Here is a 19,691-nt window from a genome sequence, read left to right as displayed (position 1 = left end):
AGATGAGAGGCCCCCTCAGGTGTTCACGGCGTCCTTGAATGCTTTGCCGGCGGTAAATTTAACCGTTTTTGCCGCGGCAATCGTGATGGCTTCCCCGGTCGCCGGATTGCGGCCGGTCCGCTCGGCGCGTGCACCGGTGGAGAAAGAGCCAAAACCGATCAATTGCACCGTATCACCGCGCGTGACAGCGTGCGTCACGGCCGCGAGAATGGCATCAATGGCGGCACCCGTGCTGGCTTTACTGTCGCCCGTTGCAGCCGAAACAGCGTCGATGAGTTCTTGCTTGTTCATTCGTGGATTCCTCAGTCATATCCGCTAAAGGCGGATTTGGCCATTACCCTATAACATCTGCTGCGTAGAACGCAACTTCTGCATCAATGGTTCAGGAACGCACGCAGTTCACGAGTGAACGCTGAGAAAATTGAACAAGCTCTGGACAGGGCGGGGGCGGGGATGACAGCGAAACCCGTCATGCTTTCGGTCGTTATGGTTTTGTATAAGTGCGTCGTTTCGATTGCCGCGGCGTTGCGCGCCGCCCGGCTATCAGATCGCGTCGAGCCGCTGCGCAATCATCGCCAGCAGGTCGCGCCGCACCGTGATCCGTCCGTCCGGAAGACGCCCGGCCGACGCGTGCATCGATCGTCCGAGTGCGTCGAGCGCCGAGCAGGTGTCGAGCGCGCCTGCGACAGCCCAGAAGCCTGAGCGTCGGTCCGGCAACTGGCTCGCGTCGCCGGCAAACAACGCGATTTCGGTACGTGCGCCTTCGAGCGACCGGTTCAGTGCGCCGTTTGCGCCGATACAGTTCCAGCAGAATCCCCCCGGCCGATGCGCGGTCGGTTTGACGACATGCACGACGATGTCGTCGCCGGCGGCCGCGCGGTCGCGGGCGATCCTCCAATCCAGGCGGGTGTGCGGCGACCGCAGTCCCGCGAGCCATGTTTGCGCGTCGCGTTCGTCGATGCCCCATAACCTCAACGCGACCCGAAGCACCGGCCCGCGACTTTGCGGGGCACGCGCATTCAACGCATCGCTGAGGTTGGGCTTACCGGTGGGTCGGGTCATTGGGGGTATGCCGAAGTGAAGGAGCGCAAGCAAAGACAACTTTGGCGCACCGGCCGGTGTATCTCAATGTCAAAACATGGTGTGAATCGGACGAGAGCCGGCGCTGCGCGGAGCGTGTCTGCCTCGCGCAGCGGTTGTGGAGGGCGTGTGTCGGCTATCGGTTGCGCGAGGGCGTCGAGTGGAAATCCGGCGCGCGGGTCGAATGCGGTGCGAGCCCGGGCTGTTGATCGGCGCGTCCAGACGTGAACGGAACTGAACCGCGCCGGATGGCTTACGTTGAAAGGCGTGCTTCAAGGACGGTCGCGGATTCCTGTTTCTTGCCTTCTGGTGTGCCAAGTTCCAGTGTATGCATCAGGAATCGCTGCAACGTCGCGGCAGCAGGTGTCTGGTCATCTGCATCTGTACGGGTGAACAGTCCGAAGCTGGCGACCGGGGGTGTCGGCAATCCGAATTCACGCGGATCGAGCGCACGCATCGTGCCGCGCAGAATATTCCTGTCGAGCAACACCGCGATTCCCAATCCTGCCTGGACAGCCGACTGAATTGCGGACAGGCTCGTGCTCGTGCAAACGACTTTCCACACGATACCGGCTTCGCGCAGTGAAGCAAACAGTTTGTCCTGCCAGGGGCAGCCACCTGCGAACGCGACGATGGGAACCGGCGTATTGCCGAAACGCATTTCCGTCATTTCCGTTGCTGCCCAGCGAAGCGGATGCTGCCACGTGACAATGGGTTCTGCATGAATCAATGCGGGATCGCCGATCACGATATCAAGCTGGCCTTTAGCGAGCTGCTGCCACAAGGTTGGGCTCCTGTCGATCACGATTTCGAGCGTGACACTTTCAAAGGAAGCCGCGAACTGTTTCAGCGCATGCGGCAAATGTCCAACGGCGATGTCCTCGAGCATGCCAAGCCTGACCGCGCCGGAAATCTCTTCTGCGTTGAGCGCGGCGCGCGCCGCCAATCCGACGTTGAGCAGCTTGTATGCGTAGGGCAGCAGCACATTGCCTGCCGCCGTCGGTTTGACTCCGCGCGGTGAACGTTCCAGCAAGCGTTGACCGACCTCTTCTTCCAGCCGGCGCAACGCCATGCTGATCGCAGCCTGCGTTCGATGCAGCACAACGGCCGCGTCACTGACGCCACCAGTTTCGACCACGGTGACGAACGTGCGCAGGAGCGTGCTGTCGAGATCGCGAATCATAAATATTCCTGATGCGGCGATAAAAAATATGAGCTTATACCAAGGCGCTTAGTCCCGTTACCATCGAGCACACATTAACTGGTAAGCCCTGCGATGCGCGATCAATCGAGTATGACCCGGCCCGCGGTGATGGCGAATTATTCGTCCTGGCTGTCGAAAGTCGTGGCGCCGCTGTTCTGCGTTGTTTCGATGTCCAGCATCCAGCTGGGCGGTGCGCTTTCCCGGCCGATATTGACCGAATACGGCACTACCAGCACAACATGGTTGCGTCTATGCGTCGCTGCCCTGGTGCTCGGAATGGTGACTCGGCCGCAACTTCGTACCTATTCGCGCCAACGCTGGCTTGCCGCCATCGTCCTGGGTAGTGCGATGGCCGGAATGACGCTGTGCTATTTCGAGTCGGTCAATCGCGTGCCGCTCGGTCTCGCCGTGGCGATCGGTTTCCTCGGACCGCTTGCCGTTGCGACGATTGGCGTGCGCCGGCCCACGATGCTCGTCTATCCGGTGCTTGCCGCGCTGGGCGTATGGCTACTGGCCCGCCGCGACGGCATCTGGGTCGTGGATGTGCCCTGGGTTCTCCTTTTCCCGGTCGGCACGGCGTTGTGCTGGGCGGCCTATATCGTATTGTTGAAGCATATCGGCCAGCAGTTTAATGGACTTGAGGGACTGGCGATCTCATTGATCGTCGCGGCTGTCGTCATGACGCCATTCGGCCTCGAACAAAGTGGTGGGCATATCTCCGGCAGGCAACTGCTTGACGCCGCATGGTTGGCTCTGCTCGTGCCGTTGTTGCCATACGTGCTTGAACTCAGCGCGCTGCGGCGAATGTCATCCGCATCATTCGGTATTTTGATGAGTGCGGAGCCGGCGATCGCAGCAGCGATTGGTTTCATTGTCCTTTCACAGCCGCTGACACCATTGCAGATCGCCGGCACCTTGTGCGTAATCGGTGCCAGTATCGGTTCTGTCGTACAGGAGAAGTTCTAGTATCGCATCAGGCATCGCTTCGGCCGGACAGAAACCAGGTGTGCAACTTGCCGATTCCCTTCGCCTCGATCGTCCCGCGTTCTTCGAACACGAACGGTTCACCCAACCGGTGCCGGGTCGCATCCGTTACCTGCACCCGTCCCGCCACACCGTGGGATTCCATCCGGCTGGCCGTGTTGACCGCATCGCCCCACAAGTCGTAGATGAACTTGTGCTTGCCGATGACGCCAGCCACCACCGCGCCGCTGTTGATCCCGATGCGCATCTGCAGGTTGTAGCCGCGGCGGTGATTGAAGCGCGCCAGCGCGTCGGTCATGTCGAGCGCCATATGCGCCGCGCGCGCCGCGTGATCTGCTGCCGGTTCCGGCAGCCCCGCGGCTGCCATGTAAGCGTCGCCGATGGTCTTGATCTTCTCGAGGCCACGGATGTCGGCGAGGGTATCGAATTCGCTGAAGATCTCGTCGAGCACGCTCACCAACCGCTCGGGGCTCATGCCCGCCGAAAACCGTGTGAACGCCACGATGTCAGCGAACAGGACGGTCACTTCCGGAAAGCTGTCGGCGATGACTTCCGGGATGCTGTCGGCGAGCAGTGCGTGACGTGCCTTCAGCCGTTCTGCGATCGGGTAGGGCAGCAAATTGAGGAGCAGCCGCTCCGACACCTTCTGCTCGGCCACGATCTTGTCGTAGAGGTGCTGAAGCTCGTCGTGCTGGCGACGGATCAGTTCGCGGCTTGCCTGCAATTCCTCGTTCTTTCGCGCGATCTCCGCTTCGGCGCGCTTCTTTTCGGTGATATTGCGGCCTTCCGGCAGCAGAAACACGACCTTGCCGCTCTGATCCTTGATGGGCAGGAGCGAGAAGTCGACGACGATCGTCTCCTCGCCCGTTGCGTGACCGTAGATTTCGAAATCGCAGCGGACGAATTCCCCCTCGCTTGCGCGTCGGATCAGCTCCCGCAGCAAAGCCTGGGTCTGCGGCGAAACGAGCCACCAACGCGTCTCCCAAAACGGCTTTCCCTGAACATCGTCCATCCGCAGGCCAACCGCTTCGAGCGCTGCACGGTTGGCCTCGAGGATCATGCCGCTCGCATCCAGCAAGCCCACGAACTGGTACATCTCATCCACCATGACGCGTGCGAGCTTGTCCCGTTTCGTCTGGAGATCGTCCGTCGCGCGGAGGCTGACATTGCGCACGCAACACTCCGGCGCGTCCGAAAGCGGCTCGAGGTTGATGTTCGACATGCTTCACCTCATGCGAAAGCGGCGTTGTGTACAGGACATGCACGTCGTCTGTCCGGGCGGCTACAGTCCTGCATCAATCCTAGGAAATCCTGGCGGTGAAGGATGTTCGATGTGCGTGTCCCGGGGTTCGGGGTCTGCGTCGTTTTTTTTCAGCCAAACATGCGGTCTTCTGGGGATCGACCATGGCCGGCGCTCCGTGACGGGTATCGGCAACCATCCTGGAAGCCAAAACACGACATTTGTAAAAAGCTACTACAGTCAAAAAATTGATCATACATATTATGTCAACTTGTGGCGTATCACGCACACTTGATTCCTACTCGTGATCCAAAATATGGTGTCTGCGTGATTCGATCATCCGAACCGCAAGGGCTCAAGAGCCCCACGCTTCCAGCAGGCTGTCGCGTCCAGGTCGAAGCGAGGCCCTGGAAACGTTGAAAATCGCATAGCATTCGACGTCCTATTCGAATCTCTCGCCGCTTTCTCGGTGTCTCTTGGTTTCACTGATCTCGTCTTCGCACGCCTCTTGAATCAGCTCGCTGTGCTTCAACTGGATGAATGAAGACAAGGAAGGATCACCGCGCGTATCGAAACGGGCAAGTAGCGCCGCGTTTTTTCGGACCACCGATGAGCGTGCGCCGCTCCACATTGAAGGACGCAGACGAGCGACAAGCTCGGCCATCACACCTATCGGATCAAGCCCATCATGGACCAGCCGCGCCGCCAGAGGGCGCCAGGTTTGCAACTGATGGTCTGCCGAACCGTCGAACATCGTAGCGACAGCAGCGATGAAGAGAAAACGATCAGCGGGGCGCTCCGAACACCACTCAAGGATGATTTCCTCGCTTATCCCGTCCAAGGGATTTCCGCGATGAAGACTCGCGCGCCGCAGCAGGTCGGCCCCAGCGGCCACTTCCACATGGTCGCCAGCACCGAGAGTATCCAAAAGCGTTCGTGGCTGAGTGTGAGCCAAAACCTTCAACACCTCATGACAGTCTTCCCAAAGCTTGTGATCGAGCTTCGCCCGCCGCATGTTCTCGCAAAGGGCGTGTGCAGTAGTTCTGGCGTCGTCACCAACGGTGCAAGCGTTGAGGACTATCTGTAACTGGTAGTCATTGAGGAAAGAATGGTCAACTTCACTGAAGTCAATCGCGCGCAGGATGCAGCGTCCGGCCTCGACAATGGGTCCTGCGTGAGCTCGACTCTCGCGATCGTCGTCAAAAAACTGGCTACCCAGAATTCGTATAGCTATCGACATGCCTTCTTTCGCCTCGGATACCGCGATGATGAAGTTTGCGATATCGACCGCTGGAAGGATTTCGACAGCACCGCCAAAGTGAATGTCCGCGAAACGTGCGATCGGCGCCTGTCCCAATTTCAGCGACTTCAGCAGTCGCGGGATCCCCCCGGGAACGTTTGCGACTGGAGGCTGCAACTGCGGAAAACGCGACGCAAGCGCCTCATGCTCAACGGCATTGTCCAACATACGTCCCAGGTGAGGTGAATTCTGGTTGGCCAACTCAAGCAGGAATCCGTTGAGGACCCTAAGGTCCCGCTGGCTTTCAGGAATCAGGCCAACGCCCCCGATCATGCGATCCCATAGCTCCTTCGGTTCTCTCACCGCGCGCGCGAGCCCGATTCCGAAATGCCACAAGTTACTCGCAGTGGCGAAGAGCTCGGGCATGAGTTCATCGAACACGGCCGGCTCCGCGACAAGCTCGCCGGCAAGTGCCTCGACTTCAGCATTCTGACAATCAATCGCCTCCCCGAGGCTGCGCGAATTCGTAGGGTCGATCTCGTCGAGGTCGTAGATGCTGCCATTGAAAACGCGAGCCCGGATACGTTGCACGAAGTTTCGAGGGCGAAGCGCAAGTTCGAGCGCGCTGAGCCTCGCATAGTTTTCCGAACTCCTGTTCTTTTCGTCATAGTGACGCGTGACCTTCACCGCGTGCCAGCCTTCTACCCAAAAGTCCCTGACCACTAGTTGCTTCGAGAGGGCATCAAGTTCGTCACGCAGTCCAACCTGGGTCCAGAGGCCACGAAAATGTGCGGCGATGATTTCCCTTACTTCGTACTCTACCGGGTTGGACGAAAGAGCATAATTCGCTGCTACCGAGAGTACCTGTCTGTACCAGCGCAGGACCTCTGATTGGGACTGGGGCTGGTATCCAAAGTCACGGGAATGGGCGCCAAACTGGAACTCGTCGTGAGCAGTGAAGTAGTTGCACTGCAGGAGTGCCTTGAGCGCCGAAAGACCAAGGTTACGTTCCTCTGCACTGCCGGCCTGGAGGAGCTTCTGTGTAACACGCAGCCGCTGGTCTATCGAGGCATGAGTGCCCGAGAGATAAATGGGAAAAAGCGAGCTGTGAATCTCGCGGGCAGCCTTAAAGTCCCCGTCCACGGCCATGAACTGGAGCAATGTAGTACACCGTTCGAACAGGCCTGCGTCCCATGCGAAAGATCGCAACGTGCGGGCAATGTAGTTAACGCCAGCTAGTGAACGACCCGAACCGAATTGCGGCGATGGCCTGTTTGATTCCAGTGCATTCAGTGCAGCTAGAGGTGCCGCAGGGACACAGTTTCGGAAGACGGTCTGCCCAAATTCGCTGAGGTTCCAGACGTGTTCGCCAATCCAGCCGTCTGGAGCCAACCAGTCCTCGACAATCGCCTTTGCGTCCTCGCTCTTCTCGAGATATCCAAGCCGTCTTGCAAATGAACTGACAAGGCGCTCTGGCGCCCCATGCATCAGCGCTGCCTCGATACGATCGCGCGAGATATTTTGCAACGCGGTCGCCGCGAGATAGTTAGCCAGCGCATGCGGAAGGATTGCGCGCCATTTCCCCCGCCGCTGCGCGAGTTCCCGGCGCAGAAGCTCGGCAATGTGCCTGTGGGCTCTTTCGGGTTCCACGCCTGCCAGTCCTGCGATTCGTTGCAGTTCTCCCTCAGGCCCATCGGAAAGGTCCTCTCCATTGAATGAATAGGCGAGCGCACAAACCTGGGCAATTTCCAGCAGCGACTGGTCGTGCCCCTGTCGTTGGGCAAACAGCCGCTCGAACAGCTGGGCATTGTTCAACTTCGCGAGTGTGCCGATGCTATCCACCGTGTCGGCGAGCGCGATTGCAATCCGCGCGTTGCCGCATGAAAATTCCGCGGCGGTCCTAGCGTTCGTGCGCGACAGCTTCGGAAAGCGCAATTGCAACAGCCTTTCGATCAGGTCTACAGAAGCCGCGCGGATCTCGAAGACGGCTGTGTCCTCGGGCAAATCATCTCTGATGTCATATTCGACAGTGAGAACACTTACAGAACTGTCGGACGACTTCACCAAGTCAGTTAGTCTTGCATGCAGCTCCGCAGGACAGTTGTCGACGATCACAACCGCGTGCACGCGATTGGATATGAGATCGGAAGCAAGCTTGGCGGGTTGCGGGTCGGGGTCATCGCTCATGTTGGTGTAGACGGCGAGCGCTGGGGCCAACGCTTCCGCGCCGACGCGGTCGTCGAACAAGGCCTGTACGAACCTCGTCTTGCCAACACCGGAGAGCCCCACCAATCGAATGACGCCCTGTGGCAGGCGCAGAATGTCCCGTATTTTGCGCAGCCCCTCGCCCGCGGAAATCTCTTCGGAACGTGCGGAAGCACGGTCCCGGACTCGAACGCCCTCATCCATCAGATAGCTTGCTTCGACTCCTCCGGCTCGATAAGCCCAGGGACCAAATGGTTGCCATCCCGATATCGCTCGCCCGATAGCCTCGCGGACCCAGACGACAAGGCCTGGATGGTTGCGCACCCAGGTCGCCAGCCGCGTGCGATCGTAAAAGTCGATATGGAGCCTTTCGGCCAGGCCCTCAGCCGCCTTCACCATCGCTTGCCGCCGGGTTTGCAGCGCACTGTCCGCGGTCGTGCCTAAAGAGCTGACGATAACGTATGCGCCGTTGCTCGCAGCGAGATCGCTAATGACCGGGCGGAGTTTCCCATTCGGTCGCATCTCCTGGGCAATTGCGCGCGGTGGCATATCCTGCCGCTTCACCTGAAAGCCCGTGCAGTGCCGTGGGATAAACCCGCCATCCCAGTCGCCGCTGGTCAGGCTGACCCTTACGTCTACCCCACCATCTTTCGCGTTCTGGTCGCCACCCCATGTCACGGCAGAAGTGGAGTGACCGCGGTTGCGTAGTTCTGCTTCGCACAAAAGGCCAACGAGCGTTCTGAGCCGCGTGTCGTCCAGTCTCGCGATATCGTCGGGGGTGATTTCAAACATCGTCAATAGGATCTCTCAACCGCCTTGTCGCTAATGCTTCGTTCGACCCGCCTCAACGCGATACGCATGACCCGACTCGCCGCCCTTCTTCGCCGCCCGCGCGTCGGCTGCGTAGGACACGTCGTCAAACTGCCAGCGGTCGTAGGCGCGCATGTGATGACGTGTGAACTGAGATTCACCAAGGAGTCGGACCGCCTCTACGTCGATGCCCTCGATTCCAACCAGGACCTTTTCGATTTCATCGAGCACCGGCTGCATCTGCTCCCGAAGGCCGGCGTTGCTGAAATCGTCCTCGCGGCACAACAGCACGAGATCGCATGAGTAGTCCTCGCCCTGTCCGAGTTCGACGTAGCGCGGCCTGAGTGAGATGAACGCCTCCGTGACGGCGGGCAGCTTCTCGAGCAGTTTGCGCATCTTGTCTTCGGCCTTCACCGTTGCCAGCCGACCATTGAAGGTGTCCGGCAACGCGGCGCGAACATAGCGCGTCATCAGCCAGTCCATCAGGTCGCGAATGCGTTGGGGCGCGATCGTGACCTCGAAAGGCGGGATATGCGTCACCCATCCGCGAGGAACGAGAAAGCGATTCCACGGCCGGATGCTCAGGTGCCCGTGCCCTCCTTCCAGCTCGACAGCAAATGTCCGGAAGCTCTTCTGGTACGTGTCGGCGGGGTTCGGTGCCCCCTCCCCCCAACTGGCGAGCAGGAACTCGACGTACGGCTCTGCCTCGTCCCTGAACTGGACAATGTCACAGGTCTGGCTGACCGCGATGAAACAGACCTTCGTTGAATCGAGCAACGTCACGAGATCGTCGCGCCCCGCAAGCCCGAGCATTTCCTTGAAGTGCCCGTGTGTGGCTGGGTCGGCGATCATGCCCTGCTGCCACCCCATCCGGGACAGCGTTGTTCCAATGGTCTCGGCAGCCTTGTCACTCAACCTCGCGCCCCTTCACTGACCAAACCCGCGAGCAATCAGGTCGTTAACGCGCCGGTATTCGGCGATCTGCTGGCGCGACAGGTTCGCGATGGACTGCAGCGCGGCGGCGACGCGGTCCTCGTCGATCACCTCCTGCGTCAGAAGCGAAAATAGGTCGCCCCGCTTTCCGTCAGCGTGCTCAATAATCGATGCGTGAAGATGCGCGACGAGGTTGCCGACCTCGTAACCGTTCCATCGCTCGGCGAGGCGCTCGAGAACGGCCAAACGTGCGAGCGTATCTTCACGGACCTGTCCCTGGTACGCCTCGTCGAGCCAGTTGTACAGTGCAGCGCGCGAGCACTGGAGCACAGCAGCCAGCTCCTTGCTCGATAGGCCAAAGGCGGCCTTAACCCGGTTCAGGCGGTCGCGAAGGGGTACTGCACCGGCCCTAGCCTGCGCAGGGGCGACCGCGGGCAACTCGCACGCGACCTGTGGCCCGGCAATCGTTGTGAACAACTCGTAGTTCATGGGAAACACGACGGTCCCCGCATCACCATACACCGGCGTCGGGCTGTAGCCCGTGAGAATGAGAATCTGCGGATTTTCATTTTCCCGGTGAATCATGGACACGTTGCCGCCGGTTGAAATCTCCGGACGGGCGAACAATGGTTGCGCCAGCATCTGGGCCCGCACTACATTCCTGATTGCAATATCAAGCATCGGGGACTCCGTCTTTCCAGATTGTCTGGCCGCGCTCACTGGTGAGTGCCTTGAAAACCGCTGACTGAGACTGATGCAGAATCTTCGCACAGTCAACGAAAGTGTCCGCATCTACAATGCGTTTGATCTCCGCCGAAGCATCGACATCGAGAAAAGCGATCGTGGCATCTTTCTCCCGCTGCGCAAGCGCCGTTGCTCGCTGCAGACGCTCCGATGGGGAAAGTTCGGGAACGAAGAAAAACGCGGGTGGATATGGCTGCACCGCAGGCACCGTCCCAGCCCTGACTACCGTGCTCTGGGTGATGGGCCCGGCGACCTCATAGACTAGTTCATGCGTGTGCCGACTCAAGCGCCCGCCCGGCCAGAGGGTCTCAATCCCTGAAAACGGCGCGGCGAAAAAATCGCCGACCGACAGGCCGCCCTCTGGAAGCACGATATCCCAGTAGCGCATGCCAAGACGCTCGACGAATGTCTTTGGCCACGCGTGCAGCCAGGCCCCCCACACCTCACGCAGGACCTCGGCGAAGTGCGCGGAGTCAACATACGTCGTCGCGTGGACTGCGAGCGTATCGTGGCCAAGGACCACGCCTGTGCGGCTGTCCTCGGACAGAAAGTGAAACCGGGGCACGACCTGCGGCGTCATCACCTGCGCGCCGAAGTTCAAAGCCACCGCCTGCCCCTTGATCAGGCGGGGGAACTGCGAAACGAGGCTTTCTTGAAGGCGGCCGGCTATCGAATCGAGGGACAGGAGACTTCCGAATCGGACTTCCGCCACGACATACGCGAGCGGTGCGTTCTTCCAAGTGCCAAGAGGCTGCATGGTTGTGTTTCCCGAGAGTTTGACTGCATTCTAGACCAGCCACACCCTTTTAGACAGTTTTTTGGACACCACTTCAACCCTGATAGCCCGTATCAGACCAGATGCCAGAAACGAGCGGCGTTTGATTCTTGCTGCTTGTCGGCTGTAGGTACCTGAAATTTCTACGTACAAACCCTTTGTGCCTGCGTGACGAAAATGCAACCCGGAAAAGCTCGCGGTCGGTCGAACTTGCGACCGAGCCTGGCGTCGTGCGGACCGACACCCGGACGCGCTGAGCTATGGGCCGTCAAGGCGCCAGCGTTGCAGACGGAGTTGGCGGCTGAAACCAATAAACGAACGACCGTTCTAAAAAATCGAGAGAAACACTTATGTCAAGTTCGACCGATAGTTTGTACGGGTTGACACCGTGTCTGTGTCCGCATTCTGCAGAACTTTATTCCCAAGCCCCTCGGCGGAAATCGTGAGTCGCGCGTGCGGCACGCCGGAAGCCGTTCAGTGCCCGTCCCGAGATCGAACGGCGCTTCGCATAAGCGGCAACACGCGGTCCCATTGCCCGCCGTCCGGACCAATGTCGTCACGCAGTCCGACTACGAAGCGAGGCGGCCTCAAACTTTTGTCGCATCCTCCCTTGGAGCTGAGCGGACGAGCGCCGCGGTTCGCCCCGGTCTGTCAAGATGCGCGTCAGCCCAACTGTAGTGCCTGTGGCGGGGGGGCGAACAAGGTAAGCGCTTATGCGCTGCAGCGCATAAGCGCTTACCTTGTTCATGCCCCTGGACCCAGCACCTCGGGAGAACGCCCGAAGCGTTCGGCAAAGCGTGAGCTGCCCGAGATAGGCGCGTTGGGTATTGGCCGCGAGGTTGCGCACGCGCATATCCTCGATCATGCGTCGACGTAGGGGTGTCATGGTGGACTCCGCTCAGAGGGGACGTGGACAGCAAACTGCACTGCCATCGTCGCACTCGACCGGACTCCCCACCATCGATCCCGGAGCCGATACCGCCAGCCAACCACCATCTCCCACGTCAGCGGGTTAGTTCAATAACGCTTATCGGTCCATCTGCACTCGAGCGCTGACACGCTCCTTTCAATCATTGTTGTCAAGTGCCCGACGCGGCCGCAATCGTGCGGCGGGACACCAGTACTGCTATATACCTCGTGGACGCCGAGCCCCGTCAGCGGATTCGCGGTGGGCGTGCCGCTCGGCAGTTCCTGCACCACATTCGGCCCGTCGTAGTGAGCAATCGGGTGGTAAATGGGATGCAACTGGAGTGCAAACGGGAGGCAACCAGTGCAACTGGAATGCAGTCAGGCGGCCATCGAGGTGCAGAAACAGCAAAGCCCACCTATTTGATGGGCTTTGCATAATTCGAGAGCTGAGTTAGCAGATTGAATGCCTCTTGAGTCCTGCTTACCCTCCAGCGCTCTTGTCTATTGTAAAGTTCAGAAAATCCTTTAGTTCCGGATTGTACAACGCAAGCACTGATAAAGAGGCTACCCCGAATTTCCTTGCAAACTCATCATCTATATTCCGCCCAAAATCTTCCAGGTTTAGAGGAAGCTCGAACTTTCCAGCAATAGCCGGCTTAATTTTATCCTCCTCGCAAGAGTAAGAGACCAGCCGCTCGTTTTCTGGATCATACGTAATAACTACGCATCGCCTACTCATCTCTAATACCCCCTGCACTCTTGATATATCTGGAAGGCCCTTGCTTTACAGGCTCGGAGCCAATCCGTCCCATAAGCTTTGGAATAGGCCTGACACTCATCCAAGTTCGATTCATACTGAGCATGACACTGATCTTCATGGTCCTCTCTCGAGACGCATTGTTGAAGGCCCGCCTTCGGACCAGAAGGTACGACAAAATCTGATGCCGACAAGCCTAGTGGGTCAACTTTGCTAACTGGGTTACCACCGACATAGGCGTACAGATTAGCTCCCGCCGCCAACGTGATCGGATCCTCGGCCACAAACCGGCTGAACCCGGGGTGATAGTACCTTGCCCGATAGTAGTATAGGCCGGTACCATCGTTCTCCCGTCCCGTGTATTGCGCGGCGTTGGCATTCGCCTCACCGCTGGTCGTGGTGGCGCCATATGGCTCATACCCGTAGCTCGTTTTGACTGCTCCACTGGCGTCGGTGAGCGCGACCGTGCTGCCAAGTGAATCCGTGACGAAGCTTCTGGCCCCGAGATTGTCGGTGCGGCTATAGATCTCGTCGATCCCGAGCCCCGTCAGCCGATTCGCGGTGGGCGTGCCGCTCGCCAGTTCCTGCACCACACTCGGCCCGTCGTAGAGAAAGTTCGTCGCGGTCCCGTTCACCGTCTTGCCGGTTCGCCGCCCCTGTGAGTCGTAGGCAAAGCTCGCGGTCGCTGCCCCAACCAGCGAGACGAGCCGGCCGCGCGAGTCCCACCCATACGTGAAGCTGCCGTCACCGGTTAGATTACCGTTCGCGTCATAAGTCAGCGTGGTACCGGACCAATTGGTCAGCCGGTTATCTGCGTCGTACGTCGCACTCGTCAGCGCCGCCGGCAGGTTCATGCTGGCGAGCGTGCCACCGATCTGTGTGCGCCGTCCCGCGTTGTCGTACGCATAAGTCAGGTTGCCGACGCTGGTGCTCCCGTTCGCATAGGTGATCCCGGTCAACTGGCTCGCTGTGTCGTAGGTGTAGGTGGCGACGATTCCGTTGGGCAGCGTGAGGGTTGACCGGCGGCTGTCAGCATCGTAGGTGACCCCTACCTGCGCGCTGCCCTGCGTGATGCCGGTGAGGCGATCCGCGTTGTCATAGGCATAGGCGACTGCGGTCTGACCTGCCACTTGGAGGGTGGTGCGCCGGCTCGCGGCATCGTACGTGTACGCGACGCTACCCTGCGGTGTGGTCTCGGCGGTGAGGCGATCAAGGCCGTCGTAGGTCCTATTGACGGTACCGCCTTGGGAATCGACGATTTGGGTCGGCCGGTCCCCTGCGTCAAAAGCGATACTCGTGGTTGCATCGGGCGACGAGAGACTACCACCGGTGAGCGTCTGGCCATATGCGGCCGATACCCCGCGGTTGAGCCCGTCGTAGCTGAACGTCGCGACTTTACCCTTGCGATCGGTGTGCTGCGTGAGATTGTCGTTGCCGTCGTAGGCATAGCTCTCGACCGCCTGCAGCGGATCGGTGCGCCTGACGCGCCGATCCTTGGCATCGTACGCGAAGCTCGTGATCCCGCCTCGCGCGTCGGTGAGGCTCGTCAAATTGCCGTTAACGTCGTACGTCAGGCTCGTGACGCCGCCGCGCGCGTCCGTGATGCGAGTCGGTAAATCGCGCCCGTTATAGTCGAAAGTGGTGAGATTGCCCAACGGGTCCGACATGGACAGGAGCCGCCCGATCCCATCCGTGTAGCGGGTCACGGTCCGGCCAGTTGGATCGGTGATCGCGGCGAGATCCCCACCCTGATAGCTGAGCAATGTGATATTGCCCAGTGGGTCTGTGATCCCGGTCATCTGGCCAAGACTGTTGTAGGCGAAATGGGTGGCATCGCCCAGCGGGTCATCCATTTCGATGCAGTTGCCCGAACTGTCGTAATGGTATGTCGAGGAATGCCCAAGACCGTCCGTATATGTGTTCAGGCGGCTATACACGGGCTCGTAGGTATAGGTGACGGCGACCGCCTGCGCAGTCCCCGACAGCGCCGTCACGCTCGCGAGGTTTCCCACGGAGTCGTACGTATAGCTGGTGGTGCGTGAGAGCGCGTCGGTCGAGGAAAGCAACAGGTTAGTGCCGGTGCCTCGGCTGTAGGTGAAGGTCTGCGCTTCCGGCTTGCCCACTGCCCAGGTCGTGCTGGTCGGATAACCGCTCGCGTTGAAGGCGATCTGACGCACGTTGCCTTTCGGATCGGTAATGGCGGTTTGCGTCACGTTGCCGTTGCTATCGAGTGTGTAGGCAAACTGGTACACCCCGCCATCCGCGAGCGTCTGCTTCGTGACCCGGTTGTTGGAGTCGTACTGGTTCGTCACCATCACCTGGCCGCCAGGCCTCGTGACCGTGAGCATGTTGTTGGAAGCGTCGTAAGCGTAGTGCTCCGCACCGCCGTCGGGGTCTGTTACCTGCGCAAGACGTCCGCTCGCATCGTACTGATAGGTGACGGTTCGACCGATATTGTCCTGCGCCTGCGTTACACGGTTGGTACTGTCATAGGTCAGGTTGATGAATCGTCCGTCAGGATTACCAATTTGTGTCAAGTTCCCGTAGGAGTCACGCGTCAGCGTCAGCTTGTTCCCCAGCCGGTCATCGAACTCGCGGAGTGCGGCCATCCTGCTGTTCGAACACCACGCGCATTCGGCAAAGTACATCGTTCGTCCGTCGCGCATCTTCAGCACCCAACCGTTGTTCAACCAGCTGATGGTCGCGCCGTAGTACGCGCTCGGTGTCGCAGTGTGCGTGTAGACCGCATCGGCCCAACTCGTTCCGGAAGAGGTCCGTACGAAGTGAATTCGGCCACCGTCCGGCAGGATCAGGTCCTGGTAGGTGTACGGGTTTATGTCGCCAATCGTGAAAATATCGTACCGGTCGGTGGTGCCAATGCCGAACGCGCGGGACGTGTTGTCACTCTGACGATAAACACGTGTCAATGCTAACGGTATCGTGCCTGTGATTGTCAAATCGGTGCGCGAGAGCACGAAGAGACCCGTCGCGCAGTCCACGGGGTCTCCCCCCTGCGACACGCATCCTGCCTTTCCTCCCGATTTACTGGAACCCGAGGGACCGGCAGGGTGGCCGGGCTGCGGTGGTGGGACATTTTGCGAGCAGTCTTCGCCTGGACCAGGGGGCGGCCCTTGCGGTGCTGCAGTTCCCGGCACGCCACCCGATCCAGGAGAGCCGCCCGCCATCGGGCAACCGCCCGGTGGCGGGCCATTTGCCGGTGCGTTGGTAGATAACGAGACCATCGCCCCGGTGAGCTCGTAGATGGCGACACCCGGGTCTGGGACGATTTGCTGGCCATTGGCGCTAATCTTGCCCTGACCGTACACGTACCAGCCCTTGACGGTCGGGTCGTAGTTCCAGAAGTCCAGACTGCTGCCGGGCGCGCCGTGATGGTAATTCGGGTAGATCACGCGGGCGCCCTGCGCGCTCGCGGCATCGACTCCTTCGACATGCGCCCCGCCGGGCTGCAGGGTGAAGTAGACCGGGACGTAGCGCGTCGGAAGCGGGAATGGTGGTCGGTCCGCCGGTACCGGAGTGATCGATAGTTCATTGATCACATGTCCCGCGCGATCACGCAGCACAGAGCCCTTCGGGAGGTGGACTTCCAGGCCGGGGATGTACGGCGTGGTAATGACCACCTCACTGGTGGTCGGCGAGTCAAATTTCACTGTATGCTGAGTGTCGATCAGCGGCATCCAACTCGTGTACGGCAAGACCGTGGTCTTCCCTGCGTCGACGGTAACTAATGCCTCGAAGTAGCCCAATGTCTTTCCGGGCCGATTCGCACTTCGTCCATCTATCACCAGTGTTTGGGTCCCAGCGCTCACCCCGGGCAGCAGAAAGCGTCCAGTCGCATCCGTTAGCGTACTCTGACTTCCGAGCTTCATGGTCACGTTGGCCGCCGCGGTGCCGTTCATGAACAATACCTGCCCGGACAGCGCAGTCACCCCCGGTGTTGCCATCAAGGCCGGCAATTGCTGCAAGGGTGCCGCGGGGAATTTGAGCCGCCAGTCCCCGGCCAAATGCGGACCATTTGGAATCCAGATAGTGGGCTCCGCCATACCGGCCAAAGCTGCGGGTGACGTAGACTGCGCGGGCGCCTTCGGAGTTGACACCGCGTTTGGTGCGGCGGCACTGACTGGGCTCGTGGCTACCGCAACCGTGCTGCCGGACGACGTGCTCGCGGATGAGGACGCCCCGCTTAGCGTACGTGTAGTAAAGCCGATTGAGGTAAACGGGAGCGGCCTGCCCGTCGCATCGACGGCGCCACTGATGAAGAGCGTGTAATTTGCCCCGGGCCGAAGATCCGTTGCCGGCGTTACGAACAGCATCCGCCCGCCCTCGGCCGGCACCACGTGCACGGCGACAGCGTCGGTCGGCCCCAGGAGCGTCACGGTGCGTGGATTGAGGCTAACGACGGATAGCGGCGTGGAAAAGCGTATGGCGATGGATGCATTGACAGCAACGCCAGCCGTGCCCGGCGTCGGCAAGGAACCCATTACGGCAGGTGCGTCCGCAGCTGAGGGTGCCGCCAGTACATTGTTGCCGGCAGCATCGACCGCAGTAAAGTTCTGCTGTTGCGGGGAGTAGATTTCAGGGGTGGACACGGGCTTGCCCGCGCCATCGCGTCCTCCCGAAAGCAACACGGGCTCGGTCGGCAACACCAGTGCGGTATGGTCCGCGCGCGGGACAACTAGCTGCGCACTGAATGGCCGGGCCTGGCGGGTGGCGGGATCCCAGAGCTCGGCCTGCGGCAGCGGCGTCCCCGCCCCGGAGACGCCACCGGCCACGAGCACCGTACCATCCATGAGGACGGTGGCGGTATGGTGGGCGCGTGCGAGCAGGCCCACATCGCCCAGGGAGGTGAATGACTGGCCGGCCGGATCAAACTGCTCTGCACTATTCAGGATCGTTCCGTCGGTTCCGACACCACCCAAGACAAGCACGCGCCCATCCGGTAGAAGCGTCGCGCTGTGGTACGCGCGCGGCGCAGCCAAACCGGTCGGCAACTTTATGATCTGCTGAGTTGTCGGGTTGAAGATCGACGCCGTCGCCGCAGCGGCGCCCTCGCCACCCACCAGCACCCAACGCCCATCCGGCAGAAGCGTCGCGCTTTGTCCCGGTACCACGGGCAGCGTCACCGCGACTGAGTGACCAATGGTCAAGCTCAGCATCAGTACCACGCTGATCAGCCATCGAAGGAAAAGAGGCCAAACGTTCATGGCGCGCTCCTTGCCGTGTAACCCAATGAATTTTCTGGCAAGCATCGTGGCTCCTTCATTGGCTGCTCAGCGTGAAGGTGGCGCTGCCCGTGACAGTGCCGTCCGGATCCAGCTTGATCGTGTAGGTGCCGGTGGCTGGCAGCGTGAGCGTTCCGCTTGAGTAACTGCCATTGAAGCGCGCGCCGTTCACCAGCAAGGAGCCGTCAGGGTTGACGATCGTGATGGTGTCCCAGGTGCTCGTGAGCGACGTAGTCTCACTGATGGTGAGCGACACACGCTGTCCGGCCGTGCCGCTAAAGGTCAGGCTCATGTCCTGGCCCGGCGTGGTGGTGGTGAGGGTGACCGCCGATCCGCTCGGGGTGATCGTCCCCGTCGGGTCCGGCGGCACGTTGTAGAGCGTAAAGGTGGCGCTGCCGGTGACGGTGCCGTCCGGGTCCAGCTTGATGGTGTAGGTGCCGGTGGCCGGCAGCGTGAGCACGTCGCTATAGTAACTGCCATTGAAGCGCGCGCCGTTCACCAGCAAGGAGCCGTCGGGGTTGACGATCTTGACGGTGTCCCAGGTGCTCGCGAGCGACGTGTTCTCACTGATGGTGAGCGACACACGTTGTCCGGCCGTGCCGCTAAAGGTCAGGCTCATGTCCTGGCCCGGCGTGGTGGTGGTGAGGGTGACCGCCGATCCGCCCGGGGTGATCGTCCCCGTCGGATCGGACGAGACGTTGTAGAGCGTAAAGGCGGCGCTGCCGGTGACGGTGCCGTCCGGGTCCAGCTTGATGGTGTAGGTGCCGGTGGCTGGCAGCGTGAGCACGTCGCTGTAGTAACTGCCATTGAAGCGCGCGCCGTTCACCAGCAGGGAGCCGTCGGGGTTGACGATCGTGATGGTGTCCCAGGTGCTCGCGAGCGACGTGTTCTCACTGATGGTGAGCGACACACGCTGTCCGGCCGTGCCGCTAAAGGTCAGGCTCATGTCCTGGCCCGGCGTGGTGGACGTGAGCGTTACCGGTGAGCCGCCCGGGGTGATCGTCCCGGTCGGATCCGGCGGCACGTTGTAGAGCGTAAAGGTGGCGCTGCCGGTGGCGGTGCCGTCCGGGTCCAGCTTGATCGTGTAGGTGCCGGTAGCCGGCAGCGTGAGCACGTCGCTATAGTAACTGCCATTGAAGCGCGCGCCGTTCACCAGCAAGGAGCCGTCGGGGTTGACGATCTTGACGGTGTCCCAGGTGCTCGCGAGCGACGTGTTCTCACTGATGGTGAGCGACACACGCTGTCCGGCCGTGCCGCTAAAGGTCAGGCTCATGTCCTGGCCGGGCGTGGTGGTGGTGAGGGTGACCGCCGATCCGCCCGAGGTGATCGTCCCCGTCGGATCCGGCGGCACGTTGTAGAGCGTAAAGGTGGCGCTGCCGGTGGCGGAACCGTCCGGGACTAGCTTGATGGTGTAGGTGCCGGTGGCTGGCAGCGTGAGCACGTCGCTGTAGTAACTGCCATTGAAGCGCGCGCCGTTCACCAGCAGGGAGCCGTCGGGGTTGACGATCGTGATGGTGTCCCAGGTGCTCGCGAGCGACGTGTTCTCACTGATGGTGAGCGACACACGCTG

General features: G+C 60.5%; 11 protein-coding genes. 1 reads left to right on the top strand and 10 read right to left on the bottom strand.

The genetic code is table 11. The annotated features are described in order from the left end of the window. Window positions 1-15: 15 nt before the first annotated feature. The 3 genes from DID96_RS11590 to DID96_RS11580 form a co-directional block, all read right to left on the bottom strand. Window positions 16-291: an HU family DNA-binding protein gene (locus DID96_RS11590; protein ID WP_124599463.1), complete on the bottom strand. Its 276-nt coding sequence runs from the start codon at window positions 289-291 to the stop codon at window positions 16-18. Between the two features lie 252 nt (window positions 292-543). Further along, window positions 544-1,062 (bottom strand): hypothetical protein, encoded by a 519-nt coding sequence (locus DID96_RS11585; protein ID WP_124599462.1) that lies wholly within the window; start codon window positions 1,060-1,062, stop codon window positions 544-546. Between the two features lie 271 nt (window positions 1,063-1,333). Further along, window positions 1,334-2,263, bottom strand: coding sequence for a LysR family transcriptional regulator (locus DID96_RS11580; RefSeq protein WP_124599461.1), 930 nt, complete (start codon window positions 2,261-2,263; stop codon window positions 1,334-1,336). Between the two features lie 93 nt (window positions 2,264-2,356). On the opposite strand from DID96_RS11580, the gene DID96_RS11575 reads away from it, so the two are divergent. Beyond that, window positions 2,357-3,250 carry a DMT family transporter gene (locus tag DID96_RS11575; protein WP_124599460.1) on the top strand — a complete coding sequence of 298 codons (894 nt, stop codon included), beginning with the start codon at window positions 2,357-2,359 and terminating at the stop codon, window positions 3,248-3,250. 7 nt (window positions 3,251-3,257) lie between these two features. On the opposite strand, the gene DID96_RS11570 is transcribed toward DID96_RS11575, so the two are convergent. From DID96_RS11570 to DID96_RS38260, 7 genes are all read right to left on the bottom strand, one after another. After that, window positions 3,258-4,490 (bottom strand): adenylate/guanylate cyclase domain-containing protein, encoded by a 1,233-nt coding sequence (locus DID96_RS11570; RefSeq protein ID WP_124599459.1) that lies wholly within the window; start codon window positions 4,488-4,490, stop codon window positions 3,258-3,260. A 460-nt stretch (window positions 4,491-4,950) separates the two neighbouring features. Continuing rightward, entirely contained in the window at window positions 4,951-8,751 is a 3,801-nt protein-coding gene (locus DID96_RS11565; protein ID WP_124599458.1) for a hypothetical protein, read from the bottom strand. A gap of 24 nt (window positions 8,752-8,775) precedes the next feature. Then, entirely contained in the window at window positions 8,776-9,678 is a 903-nt protein-coding gene (locus DID96_RS11560) for a hypothetical protein (protein WP_124599457.1), read from the bottom strand. A 12-nt stretch (window positions 9,679-9,690) separates the two neighbouring features. Further along, entirely contained in the window at window positions 9,691-10,377 is a 687-nt protein-coding gene (locus tag DID96_RS11555; RefSeq protein ID WP_124599456.1) for a hypothetical protein, read from the bottom strand. Next, the gene (locus DID96_RS11550; RefSeq protein ID WP_124599455.1) at window positions 10,370-11,197 is read right to left on the bottom strand and encodes a TIGR04255 family protein; all 828 of its coding nucleotides are present in this window, start codon (window positions 11,195-11,197) and stop codon (window positions 10,370-10,372) included. Before DID96_RS11550 ends, DID96_RS11555 begins: the two co-directional genes overlap by 8 nt. A gap of 1,668 nt (window positions 11,198-12,865) precedes the next feature. Next, window positions 12,866-18,148 (bottom strand): RHS repeat-associated core domain-containing protein, encoded by a 5,283-nt coding sequence (locus DID96_RS11540; RefSeq protein ID WP_124599454.1) that lies wholly within the window; start codon window positions 18,146-18,148, stop codon window positions 12,866-12,868. A gap of 10 nt (window positions 18,149-18,158) precedes the next feature. Beyond that, a partial coding sequence (locus DID96_RS38260) for a pre-peptidase C-terminal domain-containing protein (protein ID WP_409333771.1) occupies window positions 18,159-19,691 on the bottom strand: 1,533 nt, incomplete at its 5' end.

It is taken from the genome of Burkholderia sp. Bp8963, assembly GCF_003854275.1.
GTDB lineage: Bacteria > Pseudomonadota > Gammaproteobacteria > Burkholderiales > Burkholderiaceae > Burkholderia.
The sequence above is the reverse complement of the archived record's forward strand: the minus strand, read 5'-3'. Positions and strand labels throughout refer to the sequence as shown.